The following is a 16,221-nucleotide window of genomic DNA, read 5'->3' as shown; positions in this document are numbered from 1 at the left end:
AAGCCCGTGACCGAACTCGAACGAAGAACTCGGAGCGACATTGAGACACCGGCGGTGAGCGAATCCCGCTGGTGAGACGGAGTAATATAATCATTTATCGCCACAATGGGTCGTTCAGAGTCGGGTATTCCCGGACTACGGGAGTTGGTGCTGGGTTACCGACCCAAATCGTTTTGGAAGCGGGCTTATCCTCGTTGCACTGGTGTGTATCGATAATGAGTTCAGACGTTCATCACGGCGGCGACCGATCGCCCCTCAATAATGTTTCGGCCGAGCGGTACGAGATCCTCGGTCACCCGCGTCGCCTCCATCTGCTCGAGACCCTCGACGAGCGCAGTCACCTCTCGCTCGCCGAGCTGACGACGGAGCTGATCGACAGAGAAGGGATCGACGGCCCCGTCGGAAAGGCACGCCACGAGGTCCGGATCGATCTCGTCCATAACCATCTTCCCCGTCTCGCCGAGTTCGGGCTCGTCGACTGGAGCATCGAAGACGGCGTCGAACTCGTCGAGGAACCCCCGATCCGTACCGGCGTCGCCGGAGCGTTGATCGAAGAGTACGGCGCCGAGTCGGTCGACCGGCTGTCCGATCCCGTCCGTATCCGTCTCCTCCAGAAGCTCGATTCGTCGGACCGGCCGATCTCACTCGAGCAACTCGCGTCCGCGCTCGCCGGCCACGGGACCGGGAGCCTCGGTGACACGACGGAGTCGAAGATCGCCCTCCACCACAATCACCTTCCCGCGCTCGCGGATCTCGGCATCCTCGAGTACGACCGCGAATCCGAACTCGTCAGCCTCTTTGAAGACGTCCCGTTCGACGCCTGATCGGCGGTCGCCGCCGTCTGGACCTCTGCGGACGAACGTCGCGGGTTGAATGCGCTTCGAACTCGAGCAGTCGCTGACACCCGGTGTCATCTCTCTGATAGCTCACCCGATCGGGAGGGAAACGCGTTTTAGGAACCGGTCGGATTGCATGAGTATGACCGATCTGGGCGACTTCGGCGATTTCGATGCCGGTTCGGACGGTTCGTCGCCGTCGTCGACCGCTCCCGCCGACTCGAGTGCGGGCGAGGAGGCGACGAGCGACGACTCGAACTCGGCCGACGTCTCGACGGAACGCGACGAATTCGAGCGGACGGCCGTCGAACCCCGCGGCGACGACGTCGGAATCGGCGCACTCTGTGTCTCCCAGGGCCTGCGCGTCGCTGAGGACGGCGAGGACACTGCGTTGCGGGCGTACGTCACCCGCGGCAACCGATCGTCGATCCGCATCGGGAGCTATCTGCTCGCCCCCTACCCCGACGGGGAGACGCTGTTCTGTCGAATTACGGCCCTCGAGTACGCCCAGCAGTATCACGCCGACGACGCGACGGAGATCCACGCCCGGCGAGCGATGCGCACCGACGAAATCGAGGAGGCCGACTACAAGTTCGTCGCCGAACTCGAGCCGGTCGCCGTCCTGTATCAGGATGACGGCGAACTCAAACGGCGGATGACCGACCGCGTGCCGAAACCGCAGACGGTGATCCGGACCGCCGACGACACCGAGAAGATCAAGACCGGACTCAAGATCCCCGACGAGGGCGTCTTCCTCGGCCACCTCTCGGTCGGCGGCGAGAAGGTGCGGACGGCCGCCACGCCGCCGACGATCGACTACCGGCTGAAAGACGACTACGACTCCGGCGATCCGCTCGTGTTCAGACACACGCTGATCGCCGGCGGCACCGGATCGGGGAAGACCCACGGCGCGAAGAACGTTCTCCGGCAGTTCCTCGCGGACGAACGGACCTACCCCATGCCCGACGGCCGCGAGGTCGGCCCGGCGGTCGTCCAGTTCGATCCCCAGGACGAGTACGCCCAGATGCACGACGACAACCCCGACCTGGACGACGCATTCGCTCGACGCCTCGAGCGCGAGGGGGTCGCCTACGGCGGCGTCTCGGAGACGACCGCGTTCGTCCCGAAGATCGGCTCGGCGACGTACTCGGCGGGCCACCACCGCGCGGAACAGGTCGAGTTCACCATCCCGTTCGCGATGGTCCACGACAACCCCTGGCTGGTCGCGGGAAGCGGGTTGAACGACAACCAGTACGGCGCGCTCGTGAGCGTGCTCCTGCCGCGATTCCGCAAGCAGTACGGCAGCGGCGCGACCTACGAGGAGTTCACGACGTTCCTCGACGACCCTGCCTTGCGCGAGGAGTTAGACGAGTCCGGGCGGGTCCACGAGGCGACGTTCGACGCCGTCCGCCGGCGCGTGCTCGGCTTCGGGCACGTCTTCGACCAGGACGCCCGGCCGATCACCGACCTGATCCACGAGTTCGTCCGCCCCGGCGGACTCACCGTCGTCCCGACCTACCATATCAACGACACGCGAGCGACTGAGGCGGTCGTTCTTGCACTCTCCTCGCTTTTGATCGACGAGAAGCTCTCGAACGATCCGAGCTACGACCGGATCAAGGAGACGCCGCTGATCCTCGGGATGGACGAGGCCCACAACTTCCTCACCGACGCCGACAGCGTCCAGGCGGGCAAGGTCATCACAAAGTTCACCGAGGCCGCAAAGCAGGGCCGTAAAGAGCGACTCGGTCTCTTTCTCATCACGCAGGATCCCCAGGACATCGACGACGCCGTCTTCAAGCAGATCAACACCACGATCGTTCTCAACTTAGGCGACGAGGACGCCATCAAGAGCGTCAACATCCCCAGTAATCTCGAGTCGAAAGTGCCGTACATGGAGAAAGGGCAGATGGTCGTCTACTCGCCGGACAACTCCGAACCCGTCGAACTGATCGGCCTCCCACACTGTCTGACCCGCCACGGGCGGGACTGACGATGCTCGAGGACGCGTTTCGCTACCCGTTTCGCGGCGACCCAATCCGGCGGACCGCTGTCGGGAGCTTGCTCGTCCTCGGTTCCGTATTCGTCCTCCCCGCGCTCGTCCTCGCCGGCTACGGCGTTCGCGTCCTCGAGACGACGCTCGAGGGCGAGGAGGGTCCCCCGGCGTTCGACTCGTGGTCCGAGCTCGCCGCGACGGGCGTCGGGGCAGTCGCGATCTCGCTGGTCTACCTCCTCGGGCCGCTCGTCGTCGGGGGGGTCCTGGGGGTGATCCTGGGTGGCGTCGGCTACTACGGGCTCCAGACTGTGGCACCGGTTCTCGCCGGTTCCGAAGCGCTCGTCTGGGGGACGAGCCTCGTCGTCGCACTCCTCACGGGAGTGGTGTTACTCGCGGGTACCGCCGTGACGTTCGCGATCTACTACGCCTTCCCGGCCGGCATGCTCAACTACGCGCGGACGGGTCGTTTCCGGGCCGCGTTCGATCGAAACGCGCTGTGGCCGGTCGTCACGAGCGGCGAGTACCTGCTCGCGATGGCCGTGTTGCAACTGCTCCCGCTCGCGGCTCCCGTCCTCGTCGTCGCCGCCGCGATCACAGTCGTCGGCGTCGTCTTCGTTCCCGCGATTCCGTTCGTCGCCGCCGTCGTCTGCCTGCGGCTGCTCGCCGTCGCCGCGGTCCCTGCGAGCACCGGAGACCGATCGGTCGAGCCTGCACCGATCGGCGGTCGTGCATCTCGCCCGGGGTGAGCGTCGGGGACACTCGAGTCGCCCGATCCGATCGGAGAACAGGTCGTCTCGAGACTCGAGTTCGACCGGAGCACACTTGCCGATCGAACGCCAGCCACAGGACAGTGATCGAGAGTTCGCGAAGCGAGTTCGCGTTCGAACTCCGTACCTGTCGGTGGGCAGAACGGAACTGGCCGCCCGACGGGTCGACCGAGCACACGGCATTCGTCGCCCGCCAGTTGGGGACGAAACGACGCCGGTGGGACACGCTCGTCCTCGAGTGCGATCCCGACGCCCTCTACGAGCGTGCGAACTTCGGCCCGGACCGCCTCGAGGGCGACCTGTTGCACGTCGTCCGAAACGCACCCGCCGACTGGGCGTACTACCGCGACGTACTCCCCCACCCCGGCTACCCCTGGCGGTACGTCCGCGAGGCGATCCACCGCGCCGACGAGCGGGGAGTTCTCGAGACCCGGCGGGACGGAAACCGCATTCAGATCCGCCGAAAGTGGGCGTATCCAGACTGGCTCGAGCGGATCGTCGCCATCGAGAACAAGCCGGATCTCGACGCGAGCGCTGCCCGCTCGCTGGGTCGACAACTCGAGTACGACGTCGCGACGGGGCTCGCCGACGAGGTCTGGGTCGCCACCCGAAAAACCGGTGAGCGCGTCGAACCCGTCTTGCTCGAGGATCTGCCGATCGAAGCCGGCGTGCTCGCGCTCGAGCCCGACGCGCTCGTCGGGGAGGTCGAGTGGTACCCTCGGACGCTTCCAGTCGAGGAACCCGGGACGCGAATCCTCGAGCGCCCGGAGGGCGACGGCCGGGACGCCTCCGCTGCTCGGTTCGAGTACGTCGATTCGGAGGAGAAACGCGAGAAACGCCTCGAGATCGCCGAGCGAGCCTACGAACGCGGCTGGCGATCGTTCGTCGAGACGATGCGTCCCGACTGTCGTCACTTCGAGCTCCGAGCCGTCGACGGGTCGCAGTTGACGCCCCACTGTAGAGCGAAGAATCAGACCCAGACCGCCGCCGAGTGCTCGAGCACCTGCCCTCACGTCGAACCGGAGCCACCCACCTGGCGGACGAAGGGGTGGCCGATCGAAGGCGGGCCGGGGAAACGCTGTCGGCAGTTACTCGAGAAGCGACGCCGGCGACGGCGTCCGGGACTGTAGCGACGCGGCGAGAATTCCACACGCGGCGTCAATCCGAGACGCTGACCTCGAGTTCGTCTCTCGAGACGGCGAGTCGGAACGTCGGAACGGTCCGGTACTCGACCTCGACGACGCCCTTGCGGCGGAGACTCTGGAGGTCCGAGCGGACGTCCTCGGCCTCGGCGTCGACGTCGAACTCGTCTCTGAGCTTGTGGAGGACCGAAACGACGCTTTCGGACTCCCCGTCGGGCCCGGCGAGCACCTCGACGATCCGTGCTTGCCGTTCCGGGACACGGATCTTCGACGGAGCGCCGCCCTCTTCTTCCCCGCTCTCGACGCCTGGTTCGACATCGACGAGATCCGCCGCCTCGGCCGTCGCGCGGATCAGGCTGTTGTCGTCGCGAAAGTAGTAGTCCCCCAGCTCCCCTTCCAAGTACTGGTGGACCTCGCTGCCGCTTTCCATCCCCCACCGTTCCTGTAACTCGGCGTTTTTCGTCGGCTGTAGCTCCACCACGTCGGCCAGCCGTTCCGTGGCCTCCTCCGAGAGCGTCATCGTCGGATCGTACGCGGATCCGCTACTTTTGCGTTGCGTCCCGTCGCGCTCGGCGAGCGATACGATCTCCGGTATCGCTCGCTTCTCCCTGGTCAGTCACCACCGACGATCGGGACTGACGCGCTGGTCTCGAGGGTCTCCTCGATCTGCGTGTAGACCAAAATCGCGCCAAGCGTCGCGAGGGCGGCCCCGAAGACGAAAGGTGTTGCAAAGCCGTAGCCGATCAGCGCGCCGGAGGCCAGCGGGCCGACCGCGATCCCGAACCCGAACGCCATCGTCAGGATCGACAGCTTCGAGCCCGACTCGCCCTCCCCGGCGAGGTCGCCCGCGAGCGCGAGTGCTGGGGCGAACACCATCGCGCCCGCGATTCCCTGGATCAGTCGCGCGAGAAACATCGTCTCCGAGGTCGGGACGAACCCCTGGGCGAGCGTCGAGGGGATCAACAGGAGCATGCCGCCGACGATGAACGGTCGCCGACCGTACCGATCACAGGCCCGCCCGATCGGCGTCTGCAACAGGATCTGGGCGACGATGAACCCGGCGAACTGGAGGCCGAACCAGGTCGATCCCTGCGCCAGGCGGTCGTTCACCTGCGGCTGAATCGTCGCGAGCAAGGCGATCGAGGCGGCCATAAACAGCGACGCGACGCCCAGCGTGAAGATCGGATCGAGCAGGTGGTTGCCCGACGGATCGCGGATCGCGATCGAGAGGTCTGCGCCGGCGTTCGCCTCCGTTCCCTCGGGATCGGCGATGAGGACGGTCACGAGCAGGTAGCTGATCGCCGCCGTGATCGCAGCGATGGCGAAGGCGGCCTCGAACCCGCTCACCGTCAGGCCCGGAAGCGAGTACGGGCCGACGGTCAGGGCGGGGATCGAGTATGGGCCGAGGTTGACGACGGCCCCGGCCGCGACCGGACCGGCCCCGAAGCCGACCAGCCGAAACGTGTTGTAGACGCCCATGTTTCCGCCCCGGTCGCCCGTCGTCGCGAGTTCGTTCACGAGCGCGATCGACGCCGGGACGATGAACGCGACACTCACCCCCTGGAGTCCGCGGATCACCACGAGCGAAACATACGACTCCGCGAACAGGTACGCCAGGTTCGTCGCCGCGAGTCCGCCGAGTCCGAGCAGGATGAACGGCTTTCGTCGGCCGATCCGATCCGAGAGCCGACCGGTAAACGGCTGGAAACTACTGTTGAGAAAGCCAAACAGCGAGAGGACGATCCCGATGATCATCGCCTCCTCGAGGCCGAACGTCGCACCGCCGACGACGTCGCTCGCGACGTACAACGGGATGACGATGATCAGAAACGAGTTGCCGATCCCGTCGGCCATCCGCGCGAACGCGAGCGCCAGCACTCGGCGGTCGACGACGAACTGCGCGACGACTCGACGGAGGATCTCCCGCATCGCCTCGTATCTGGGCTACCCCGCCCGATTAGTATTTCGAACCGAAATACACCCGTACCGTCCGCGGAGCGGACACTCAGTCGAACCGACGACGAACTACAAGGACTCCGCCGTCGTCGGTTGAGCCGTGACTGGGGAGATCAAACTCAACGAAGTCGAATCGGCGTTCGAACGACTCGAGTACCCCGTGACGAACGACGCGGCGGCGGCCGAGTTCGACGACGTCACGTTGTTGCTCGCAGACGGCGAGCGAAATCTCGGCTCGCTCATCGAGGCGAGCGACGCCGAGCGCTTCGAGTCGACCGACGACCTCGGGAGCGAACTCCACAACGTCTTGCCTCGCGAGGCGGTCGGCGAGCCGTTTCAGTCGGAAGGCGAGGGCTAGCGCTTCGGCACGCCTGCACTGGAGGGTCGAATTCGGTGGCGTGATCCGAGTCGACCCTGCAGCCGACGCTTGTCGAAGTACTAATCGCGACCCACGCCCGCAGTCGACGCGTGGGATACTGGCGTCGTCCACCGCAGCGATCACCGAAGCGGCCGGGACCCACGGATGGTCGACTCGAGATGGTAAACGCGTCTCTTAAGTTACCTGGCGGACGTATCCCGGATACCATGGAATTTTGCGACGAGTGCGGTTCGATGATGAAAGCCGAGGACGGCATCTGGGCGTGCGGAAGCTGTGGCTTTACGAAGCCGAAAGGCGACACTGACCAGTACATCGTCACGGACAGTCAGGAAGCCAGTGAGATCATCGAGTCCTCCGAGGAGACGTCGTTGCCCGAGACCGACGCCCACTGTCCGGAGTGTGGCAACGACCGCGCCTACTGGTACATGCAACAGATCCGTTCGGCCGACGAGTCCGAGACGAGGTTTTTCATCTGCAGCGACTGTGAGTACAAGTGGCGCGAGGACGACAACTAGAACCGAACTTTTTCTCTGCGTGCGGTCGCAGAGCGACCGCACTCGGAAAAATCTCGAGAGAGCGAAGCTCTCTCGGACCTCGCGGGATCGAAGATCCCGCTTAGCTTCGATGAAAAGCACTCCTCCTTCCGTTCCGTGACGCTTCGCGTCACTCCACATCAGTCGTCGGCCCGCTCGCAGCCTTGCGACTGCTCGCGGTCGGTAACGGCGTGATAGCCTGCCCTTCCCCGAGTCGCGGACGCCTCGTGATACTCGGCATCCGCTCCCGGCCGACAAGACGACAGTAAAACTGCTATTCGTTCCGCGCGAGTGTCAGATACCCCGTGTGTCCCACGGGCGCCGTCGACGGCCTCGAGCCGCGGTCGTCGAACTGCATCTCGCGCTGAATAGTCTCGCGCGTGCGGACGTTCGCGAGGCCGACTTCGCGGGCCGTCTCGACCACCTCGCGAGTCGACTCGATGAAGGGGCTGTAGACCGCGACGAAGCCGCCCTCGACGAGCAACTCAGGGGCGTGTGCGACCGCGTCGGCCGCATCGCCTGTGTCGAGTGTGAGCACGTCGAACGAGGAAGGCTCGAGGTCGGCGACGTGCTCGAGCAGGTCGCCGGTGCGGACGTCGACGGCGTCTTCGACGCCGCCCAGTGCCATGTTCTCGCGGGCGACGTCGGCGAAGTCGGCATCGCGTTCGTAGGTCACGACGTCGGCACCGGCGCGGGCCATCGACGCCGCGAGGACGCCCGTTCCGGTGCCGGTATCGAGGACGCGGTCGCCCTGCGCGATTCCTGTCTCGCCGATAACCAGTCCGATATCGCGGGGTACCATCGGCGCGCCGGTGCGCTCGAAGTGATGGAAGAGATCCGGTCCCCGCAGTTGGCGCACCTCGAACGCGTCGCCGAGGTGCGTCTCGACGGTCTCGCCGGCTTCGACGTCCGCGGGCACCTCGAGGACGCCGAGGTCGGTACCCATCTCCTCGCCGGGTTCGACGAGGAACTCGCGGTCGCCGTGGACGAGTAAGACGGGGACGCGGTCGCTCGGCGTATCGCCGTCGCTGTCGTCACCGTCGTCCCGAGTCGCCCCGGCATCAGTCTCGTCGCTCACGCAGTTACTCGAGGTCGCTGATTGCGGCGGCGAGGTTGCCGTCGTTGTCCTCGAGTGCTCCACGGGCCTCGTCCTCGCTGACGTCGGCACGGGTCGCGACGAGTTCGACGTCGTCGTCGGGGATCGCCGATCCGGCGTCGTCGGTATCTCCTCCGGCGCTTCCGGCCTCGACCTCCTCGGGCGAGCCGATAATCTGGTAGGTCTCCTGGCCGCGAGCGTCCATCTTGGTCACTTCCGGATCCCCGAAGACGAGATCGTACTCCTCGGTCCGGATGATGACCTCTTCGGCCTCGATATCGTCGACGTCGATTCCCATCTGTTGCATCATCTGTTCCATCTTGCGCGGGTTGAGTCCGCCACCGCCTCCTCCAAACATACCCGACACGTCGACACCCGCAACCTTTTACCCTGCGGTCTTCGCCGCAGCTATTTTACCTACAATTACTTATGACGAGAGAAAATTACTGTTGACGTTGGACGGATCATACGGTATACTTTAGTTCGTCGAGTTCTCGGCATTACTCGAGATGACGAAGCTGAGCCACCAGAGCCAAGATCATCTAGAACGAGCGTTACAGACCGACGATCCATCCGAGAAAGACTTCTACGTCCGGCAAGTGATACAAGCTGAGGGCGTAGACCACCTTCCGATCGAGCCCGCCGAAGAGTAAGGGAGGTCCCATAACAGCTCGGATCGGAGAGGTTCTTCTCGACGTCCGGAGCTTTCCCGTCCGTCGATCGGCACACGGTGTCGACAGAGACGCCACGATACGTCCGGTTGGCTCCTACTTCCGTATCCCAACCCGTCTCAGCCGCCTTCCGGTACGCCTTCCCGTACGTTCACGGCCATTCCCGTCTCGAAGTCCGCGATTGCCTCGGCGTCGAGTTGTGCCGTCCCGACCGCGAGCAACTCGCCGCGCTCGTGAACGACGAGGACCTCGTCTCCCGGCCGAATCTCCTCGCCCGCCTCGAGGACGAACTTCGAGAAGACGTTCTTTTCATCCCGGACGAACGGTTCGCTCTCGTCGTCGACGACCACGCGATAGGCCGGATGCTCGAGTACGTCGAGCAGCCGACGGCCACCTTCGAGACCGAGAGTGAATCGGCCGTCGACGCCGAAGGAGACGATTCGGCCGTTCTCGGAGTGGACCTGCTGGGGCCGGCCCGACGTCGTCCGTTTGATCGACAGCGACTCCTCCGGTGGAAACAGCGCCTCGCCGGTTCCCGTCCCGAACTGATAGTCGGCGACCGTCCGCAGACTCGAGAGATCCGCACGTCCGTCGGCTGACTCGTTCATCGCATAGGAGTTCACCCGGTGGGGCGAAAGCCCTTCGGTCGACTCCGCGCGTCGACCGTCTCGGCGGCCTCCGTGTGTCATACGGTCTGCTGTAAATCGTTACCGGCGAAACCACGAGCCGTCTGTGGTTTCGTCGGTAAACCGTTGCAGCAATCCGTATCAAGCCACGCTGTTCGTCGAACCTGTCACTGACCGTGGCGTTTGCCCGATCACCGTTATTATATAGGTCGGACAAGTAATCGCTACCAGATGGACGTCGCGCAGATCGGTCTCGGTCTCGGTCTCCTGGCGGTTAGCAGCCTGACTTTCCTCGAGCCCACTGTTCTCACCTCGAACACCGTCGCCGCGTTGACCGGCCTCGCGCTGGTGATCGGGACGGTCGCAACGTTTGCGAGCGTAGCGCGAGAGACGTAGACGAACGCGCCACGAGAGCGCAGCGAACGTGCCACGGGAGACCTGACGTAATTCTCGAGCCAGCTGTCACAGCAAGAAGGTGTCGGTCCGTTCGCCCAGATCGAGAAACGTGTCGGCCTCGTCGATCAGTTCCTCGGCGGTCGAGGATTCGAACGCCATCACCTCGACCCGGACGCCCTCGTGGCGGAGGTGCGAACACAGTCGGGAGAAGTCGCCGTCGCCCGTACAGAGGACGATCGTATCGACGTGGTTCGCGAGCGTCACGGCGTCTAAGCTCATGCCGACGTCCCAGTCGGCCTTTTTCGTCCCGTCGGAGAACGTCTTGATGTCCTTGATCTTCGCCTCGAACCCGATGTCGATCAGCGCATCGAAGAAACTCTCCTCCTCCGGCGCGTCCGCACGGATGACGTACGCGATCGCACGGGTTAGCTGTCGGTTCTGTACGGCCTTCTCGAGCAGCGCGGAGTAGTCGATATTACGGCTGTGGAGGCTCTGAGCCGTATGGTAGAGGTTCTGTGCGTCGACCAGAACGGCGACGCGCTGCCCCGGGTGAATTTCCGTCACGACCGATAATGGGTTGCCCTCCCGTAAAAATGCAACCGTGACCGGGCCGTGAGTGTGGGGTGGATCAGTACCGGAGTTTCTCGATTCGCTTCTCGGTCGGCGGGTGAGTCGAGAACACCTGCTGGAGCATGCTCCGATCGGCGTTGAAGATACACAGCGCGTTGACGCCGCTGTCATCGATTCGCGACTCACGCCCCTCGGCACCGCGGGAGATCTTCTCGAGGGCGCGAGCGAGTGGTTCGCCGTTACCGATGTACTGGCGGGCGGTGTCGTCGGCGACGTACTCGCGGTACCGCGAGATGGCCATCACGAGGATCATCACGAGGAAGTTCGCGACGATCGAGGCGACCCACGCGATGACGAAACTCGCGGGGTTGTTCTCGCCGATCGCCTGGACGGCGAAGAACACGGCGTAGCCGACGATGGTCGCGATCGACTGTCCGAGAACCATCATCACCGTGTCGCGGTTTTTCAGGTGGGCGAGTTCGTGGGCGACGACGCCCTCGAGTTCGTCTTCGTCTAAGATCTGCATGAGTTCCGTCGAGACGACGACGACGCCTGCACCCTTTCGGCCGGTCGCGAACGCGTTGGGGACGCCCATGTCGGCGACCATCAGCCGCGGCTTCTCGAGGCCCATGTCCCGCGAGAGAGATTCGGTCATCCGGTGAACGCGGGCGTACCGTCCCTGGTCGGGCATGTCCTCGGCACCGGCGCTTCTGATTGCGAGCCACTTGCCGAGTTTGTACTGCCCCGCCGGCAACAGGACGATTCCGAGAACTACGAGCGGTGCCAGCGAGACGCCGAAGGCCTCGACGAGAAACCACGCCGCGACCAGATAGAGGCCGAACAGGATGCTTCCGACGAACGCCATCCGAAGCTGCAAGCCGGTCTTGTTCATGTACGCTACTCGGACACTCGAGCCTATAAATATCGTCGAAAGCGGATTCGAGTGATAATCTATTGATGAGTAAGGGTGAAAACTGCCGATCCGAGATACACACCGATCGAGGTGATCGGCTGTCGGTCCCGGTCGCACCACGTCCCGATTCGGCGGGCGTTCGTCACAGATGCCGAGAGAAGTCACAACGGATAAGTTCGTTCGGGTCCCTCTCTCGAGTATGCGCCGCGTCGCTCGTCCGAACGTCCGCGCTGCGGTGAGCGACGCCGCCCCCCGTTTTCCGAAACGTAAACGCGTCTGATTGTGCTCGAGGCGGGAGTGGCACCCCCGTCGCGGGCGCGTTTCGACGCGAAACCGCTCGACCGATAACCACGACCGACCAGCGAACCCACAGCTAACCAGCAACCGACAACGCACCCACAATGAGTTCAGAAATTGACTTCACGGGCGTCTTCCCGGCGATGTGTACGCCCTTCGACGAGGACGAACGAATCGACTACGAAACGCTGCAGGCCGACGCACAACGACTCGAGGCGGCCGGCGTCGACGGGCTCGTTCCCGTCGGCTCGACCGGCGAAAGCGCGACGCTGACCCACGACGAACACGTCCGGGTCGTCGAGGCCGTCATCGAGGCCGTCGACGACGTCCCCGTCATCGCGGGCACCGGATCGAACAACACCCGCGAGGCGCTCGAACTCTCCGAGCGTGCGGCCGACGCGGGCGCCGACGGCCTCCTGCTCATCTCGCCGTACTACAACAAGCCCGAACAGCGCGGGCTCGTAGAGCACTACCGAACGATCGCAGACGCGGTCGACCTCCCACAGATCGTCTACAACGTGCCGTCGCGAACGGGTCGAAACATCGAGCCCGACACGGCCGTTTCCCTGGCGAGCCACGAGAACATCGCGGGTTACAAGGCTGCCAGCGGAGATCTCGGCCAGATCGGCGACGTGATCGAGCGCACGCGCGACGAGGAGTTCGCGGTGCTCTCGGGCGACGACGCGCTGACGCTCCCGATGCTCTCGGTCGGCGCGACCGGGGCGATCAGCGTCGCCGCGAACGTCGAACCAGAGCGAACCTGCGCCATGGTCGGCGCTGCACTCGACGGCGATTACGACCGCGCCCGCTCGCTTCACCACGAACTCGGGTCGCTGTTTCGCGAACTGTTCGTCGAGACCAACCCGATCCCGGTCAAAGAAGCCATGGCGATCCGCGGCTACGGCCCCGCTTGCCTCCGCCCGCCGCTGTCCCGGCTCTCCGAGGAGTACCGCGACGACCTCGAGGCCGTTCTCGCGGATCTCGAGGACGAGCCGGCGGAAGTCGCCGACGCGGCGGAGGGTGATCGATGACGGTTCGGGTCGGCGTCACTGGCGCGACGGGCCGCATGGGCCAGGAAGTGCTCGCCGCCGTCGCCGAGCGTGAGGACTGTGAGGTCGTCCTGGCCGTCAACCGCGATCCCGATGGTGAGACGATCGACGGCGTCGAGATCGAGCCTGCCAGTGAGTTCGACTCGCTCGTCGTCGACCGCGAGCCGACCGCAGTCATCGACTTCACGGGCCCCGAGTCGGCTCCCGAGTACGCCGCGGCCTGTTCCGAGGCGGGCGTCCCGTTCGTCACGGGTACGACGGGCTTCGAGGACGACGAACGCGAGGAACTCGAGGCCGCAAGCGACGAAATCCCCGTCCTCCACGCGCCGAACTTCGCCCGCGGCGTCCAGACGCTCGTCGACGTCGTCGGCGACGTCGTCCAGAGTCTCGCAGGCTACGACGTCGAACTCGTCGAAACCCACCACAATCAGAAGCGTGACGCGCCGAGCGGGACCGCAAACCGGCTGCTCTCCGAGATCGAGGCGAACGGCGACTTCACGGGACGAAAGCATGGTCGCGAAGGCTTCGACCCTCGAGAGGAGGGCGAGATCGGCGTCCACGTCCTCCGTGCGGGCAACGTGACCGGCGAGCACGAGATCGTCATCGCGGACAACCACGAGGAGGTTCGGCTCACCCACCGCGCCGAGGATCGCGGTGTCTTCGCCGCCGGCGCGGTCGATGCTGCGGTGTGGCTCGCTGATCGCGACCCCGGCAGCTACGACTTCGCGGACGTACTCGCTGAATAAGTCGGCTCGAGGCCGGCCCGAATGGATGGAATTTTAGCCTTGCACCCGCCATCCTCGGACAGCCATGAGTACGCTCGAGAGCGAAATCGACGAACTGTGGGCGCGAAAGCAAGACGGCGAGGTCGACGCAGAGTCGGCCGGCGAGGACGAACTGGCGACGCTCGAGGCCTTCCTCGAGGCGCTCGAGGCGGGCGAGATCCGTGCTGCCGAGAAGCGAGACGGCGAGTGGGAGGCCAACGAGTGGGTCAAGCAGGGTATCCTCCTTAATTTCGGCCTGCGCGAGAACCGAAGCTACGAGTACGGCGGCGTCGACCACTACGACGTGCTGCCGCTGCGCGAGACCGACGACCTGGGCGCTCGCGGGACGCGAAACACGCCCGACGGGACGACGATCCGCCGCGGCGCCTACCTCGGCGAGGACTGTATCATGATGAGCCCCTCCTTCGTCAACATCGGCGCCTACGTCGGTGACGGCACGCTCGTCGACTCCTGTGACACGGTCGGCTCCTGCGCGCAGATCGGCGAAAACGTCAAACTCGGCGCCAACACCCTCATCGGCGGCGTCCTCGAGCCGGTCGAGAGCGCGCCCGTGATCGTCGAGGACAACGTCTCGCTGGGCGCCGGCTGTCGCGTCACGAGCGGCTTCGTCGTCGGCGAGAACAGCGTTGTCGGCGAGAACACGCTCCTGACGCCCCGGATTCCGGTTTACGATCTCGTCGAGGAAGAAGTGCTGTACGGCGAGCTTCCTGCAGATCGACGTGCGTTCACGCGGTTCGTCGAATCCTCCGTCAGCGACCACGACCTCTTCGAGGGTGGCGCGTACAAGCCTGCCGTCGTCGCGACGGATGTCGAGGAAGAGACGCTCGAGGCGACCGAGCGCGAGGACGCGCTGCGGGAGTGATTTCGCGACAGTAGCGTTCGATAGGCGATACGTTTTAGCTGTGTACGTACATACACAGCAGTATGGGCACGAAAACAATCTCGCTGGCAGACGACGCCTACGAGAAACTCAAAGCGCACAAACGAGAGGGTGAGAGCTTCAGTGACGTCGTCCGACGGTTGGCGGGCGGAGTCACGCTCGCCGAGTATCACGGCACCCTCGAGGAGGATACCGCCGACGAGCTAGCGGCGATCGTGGACCGTCGTCGTGAGGAACGTGCCGACACGCATCGAGAACGCGTCTCGGAGTTCGCTGACGAACTGAACGAATGATCCTCGATTCGACGTTTCTCATCGACGTGTTGCGTGGCTCGAGCGATGTAGCGGAGTTGATCGAAGACGTTGATGCAAGCGGCGCGCCGTTCGTGAGCGCTGTAACAGTAATGGAACTCCATGAAGGGATCCACCTTGCAGATTCGACGGACGACGAACGGGCGACCGTCCGGAAGCTGCTCACAGACATCGACGAACTCCCGTTCGACCGCGAGTGTGCGATACGTGCGGGTCGGATCAACGCGGATCTCGTTTCGTCGGGCGAACCGATCGACGAGACCGACGTCATGATCGCCGCGACGGCGCTCGTCCACGACTACCCGGTCGTGACGAGGAACGTCGATCACTTCGAGCGGATCGACGGTCTGACAGTGCGTTCGTACTGACGTCGATCGCTCGAGACCGAGACGCTCGAGGCGGCCGACGCGAGGACACGCTTTGGCAGTGAGGTTCCAGTAATCTGTTGTACAGATAGTCCAGTGTAACCGCGACCATTCTCGGTTGAACCCAGAGGGAGGTACAACGTCCCTTTCAGTCGTCCCGCTCGAGTTCCGGCTCCCTCTCGGCGGCCGTCTCGTCGGCGTTCTGGTAGAACGTCTCCGCATCGTCGATTGATTCGGTCTCGAGGAGATGCGTGACGCGGCGCTCGAACTCGGGTTCGTCGATTTCGCCGCTGGCGTATCGTTCTCGGAGGGTCTCGAGTGCCTGCTGTTGCTGTCGTTGCTGTTGTTGTTGCCGTTGCTCTCGTTGCTGTTGTCGGTGCTGTTCACTGCTGGGAGACGATTGCGATGGTTGTAAATCGGCTGTCACACCCGAGGCTTCGCCCTCGTACCACTGAGCAAGCTGGACAGCCGCCGGGAGGACGAAGGCGAATCCGACCACGAACACGATCCAGAAGTTCGACCATCCGAGAAACAGCAACCCCATCGCGAGTCCGACGGTCAGCATGCTGACGACGCTGCTGACGACTGAGGTGAGCGGCTGTGTCACTCCTCGAGATGATGTCGGTACAGAAAAAAGTCTATTGCCTTGTAGT

At 64.4% G+C, this 16,221-nt stretch carries 21 protein-coding genes; 13 read left to right on the top strand and 8 right to left on the bottom strand.

Annotated features, from left to right (window positions below):
- The first annotated feature begins 215 nt into the window (after window positions 1-215).
- The 4 genes from FYC77_RS06205 to FYC77_RS06190 all read left to right on the top strand — a co-directional run bounded on the left by FYC77_RS06205 (window position 216) and on the right by FYC77_RS06190 (window position 4,729).
- Window positions 216-824, top strand: a complete 609-nt coding sequence (locus FYC77_RS06205; protein WP_149080632.1) for a DUF7344 domain-containing protein — start codon at window positions 216-218, stop codon at window positions 822-824.
- Between the two features lie 154 nt (window positions 825-978).
- The gene (locus tag FYC77_RS06200; RefSeq protein WP_149080631.1) at window positions 979-2,829 is read left to right on the top strand and encodes an ATP-binding protein; all 1,851 of its coding nucleotides are present in this window, start codon (window positions 979-981) and stop codon (window positions 2,827-2,829) included.
- 2 nt (window positions 2,830-2,831) lie between these two features.
- A complete protein-coding gene (locus tag FYC77_RS06195) occupies window positions 2,832-3,578 on the top strand; it encodes a DUF4013 domain-containing protein (RefSeq protein WP_149080630.1) in 747 nt (248 codons plus the stop codon).
- A 107-nt stretch (window positions 3,579-3,685) separates the two neighbouring features.
- Window positions 3,686-4,729 (top strand): DUF5787 family protein, encoded by a 1,044-nt coding sequence (locus FYC77_RS06190; RefSeq protein WP_149080677.1) that lies wholly within the window; start codon window positions 3,686-3,688, stop codon window positions 4,727-4,729.
- Between the two features lie 28 nt (window positions 4,730-4,757).
- Here FYC77_RS06190 and FYC77_RS06185 read toward each other — a convergent pair whose 3' ends face one another.
- Together FYC77_RS06185 and FYC77_RS06180 are read right to left on the bottom strand one after the other, a co-directional pair.
- Window positions 4,758-5,261: a DUF5797 family protein gene (locus FYC77_RS06185; RefSeq protein ID WP_149080629.1), complete on the bottom strand. Its 504-nt coding sequence runs from the start codon at window positions 5,259-5,261 to the stop codon at window positions 4,758-4,760.
- A gap of 92 nt (window positions 5,262-5,353) precedes the next feature.
- A complete protein-coding gene (locus FYC77_RS06180; protein ID WP_149080628.1) occupies window positions 5,354-6,670 on the bottom strand; it encodes an MFS transporter in 1,317 nt (438 codons plus the stop codon).
- Window positions 6,671-6,797: 127 nt separating this feature from the next.
- Between FYC77_RS06180 and FYC77_RS06175 the strand changes: the two genes are divergently transcribed.
- Complete coding sequence (locus tag FYC77_RS06175) at window positions 6,798-7,055, top strand: DUF5789 family protein (protein WP_149080627.1); 258 nt, start codon at window positions 6,798-6,800, stop codon at window positions 7,053-7,055.
- Window positions 7,056-7,282: 227 nt separating this feature from the next.
- Complete coding sequence (locus tag FYC77_RS06170; protein ID WP_149080626.1) at window positions 7,283-7,591, top strand: transcription factor S; 309 nt, start codon at window positions 7,283-7,285, stop codon at window positions 7,589-7,591.
- Between the two features lie 292 nt (window positions 7,592-7,883).
- On the opposite strand, the gene FYC77_RS06165 is transcribed toward FYC77_RS06170, so the two are convergent.
- Entirely contained in the window at window positions 7,884-8,687 is an 804-nt protein-coding gene (locus FYC77_RS06165) for a methyltransferase domain-containing protein (protein ID WP_149080625.1), read from the bottom strand.
- A 4-nt stretch (window positions 8,688-8,691) separates the two neighbouring features.
- Complete coding sequence (locus tag FYC77_RS06160; RefSeq protein ID WP_149080624.1) at window positions 8,692-9,063, bottom strand: nascent polypeptide-associated complex protein; 372 nt, start codon at window positions 9,061-9,063, stop codon at window positions 8,692-8,694.
- A gap of 151 nt (window positions 9,064-9,214) precedes the next feature.
- Here FYC77_RS06160 and FYC77_RS20375 point away from each other — a divergent pair, with 151 nt between their 5' ends.
- Window positions 9,215-9,358: a hypothetical protein gene (locus tag FYC77_RS20375; protein ID WP_200840383.1), complete on the top strand. Its 144-nt coding sequence runs from the start codon at window positions 9,215-9,217 to the stop codon at window positions 9,356-9,358.
- Between the two features lie 137 nt (window positions 9,359-9,495).
- On the opposite strand, the gene FYC77_RS06155 is transcribed toward FYC77_RS20375, so the two are convergent.
- Window positions 9,496-9,984, bottom strand: a complete 489-nt coding sequence (locus tag FYC77_RS06155) for a PUA domain-containing protein (protein WP_149080623.1) — start codon at window positions 9,982-9,984, stop codon at window positions 9,496-9,498.
- A gap of 249 nt (window positions 9,985-10,233) precedes the next feature.
- Between FYC77_RS06155 and FYC77_RS20370 the strand changes: the two genes are divergently transcribed.
- Window positions 10,234-10,398 (top strand): hypothetical protein, encoded by a 165-nt coding sequence (locus tag FYC77_RS20370; RefSeq protein WP_200840382.1) that lies wholly within the window; start codon window positions 10,234-10,236, stop codon window positions 10,396-10,398.
- Window positions 10,399-10,464: 66 nt separating this feature from the next.
- Here FYC77_RS20370 and FYC77_RS06150 read toward each other — a convergent pair whose 3' ends face one another.
- On the bottom strand, window positions 10,465-10,962 hold the full coding sequence (locus FYC77_RS06150; protein WP_149080622.1) for a LabA-like NYN domain-containing protein: 498 nt from the start codon (window positions 10,960-10,962) through the stop codon (window positions 10,465-10,467).
- Window positions 10,963-11,026: 64 nt separating this feature from the next.
- Complete coding sequence (locus tag FYC77_RS06145) at window positions 11,027-11,860, bottom strand: M48 family metallopeptidase (RefSeq protein WP_149080621.1); 834 nt, start codon at window positions 11,858-11,860, stop codon at window positions 11,027-11,029.
- Between the two features lie 422 nt (window positions 11,861-12,282).
- Between FYC77_RS06145 and dapA the strand changes: the two genes are divergently transcribed.
- The 5 genes from dapA (at window position 12,283) to FYC77_RS06120 (ending at window position 15,571) form a co-directional block, all read left to right on the top strand.
- On the top strand, window positions 12,283-13,209 hold the full coding sequence (dapA, locus tag FYC77_RS06140) for a 4-hydroxy-tetrahydrodipicolinate synthase (RefSeq protein WP_149080620.1): 927 nt from the start codon (window positions 12,283-12,285) through the stop codon (window positions 13,207-13,209).
- On the top strand, window positions 13,206-13,973 hold the full coding sequence (gene dapB / locus FYC77_RS06135) for a 4-hydroxy-tetrahydrodipicolinate reductase (protein ID WP_149080619.1): 768 nt from the start codon (window positions 13,206-13,208) through the stop codon (window positions 13,971-13,973). Before dapA ends, dapB begins: the two co-directional genes overlap by 4 nt.
- A gap of 64 nt (window positions 13,974-14,037) precedes the next feature.
- Window positions 14,038-14,874: a 2,3,4,5-tetrahydropyridine-2,6-dicarboxylate N-succinyltransferase gene (locus FYC77_RS06130; RefSeq protein WP_149080618.1), complete on the top strand. Its 837-nt coding sequence runs from the start codon at window positions 14,038-14,040 to the stop codon at window positions 14,872-14,874.
- 62 nt (window positions 14,875-14,936) lie between these two features.
- Entirely contained in the window at window positions 14,937-15,185 is a 249-nt protein-coding gene (locus FYC77_RS06125; protein WP_149080617.1) for an antitoxin VapB family protein, read from the top strand.
- A complete protein-coding gene (locus FYC77_RS06120; RefSeq protein ID WP_149080616.1) occupies window positions 15,182-15,571 on the top strand; it encodes a type II toxin-antitoxin system VapC family toxin in 390 nt (129 codons plus the stop codon). Before FYC77_RS06125 ends, FYC77_RS06120 begins: the two co-directional genes overlap by 4 nt.
- A gap of 145 nt (window positions 15,572-15,716) precedes the next feature.
- Here the strand turns inward: FYC77_RS06120 and FYC77_RS06115 are convergent, their stop codons facing one another.
- Window positions 15,717-16,175 carry an SHOCT domain-containing protein gene (locus FYC77_RS06115; protein WP_149080615.1) on the bottom strand — a complete coding sequence of 153 codons (459 nt, stop codon included), beginning with the start codon at window positions 16,173-16,175 and terminating at the stop codon, window positions 15,717-15,719.
- Between the last annotated feature and the right edge of the window lie 46 nt (window positions 16,176-16,221).

It is taken from the genome of Natrialba swarupiae (genome assembly GCF_008245225.1).
GTDB classification, from domain to species: domain Archaea; phylum Halobacteriota; class Halobacteria; order Halobacteriales; family Natrialbaceae; genus Natrarchaeobius; species Natrarchaeobius swarupiae.
This window is presented reverse-complemented; position numbering and strand designations above follow the sequence as displayed.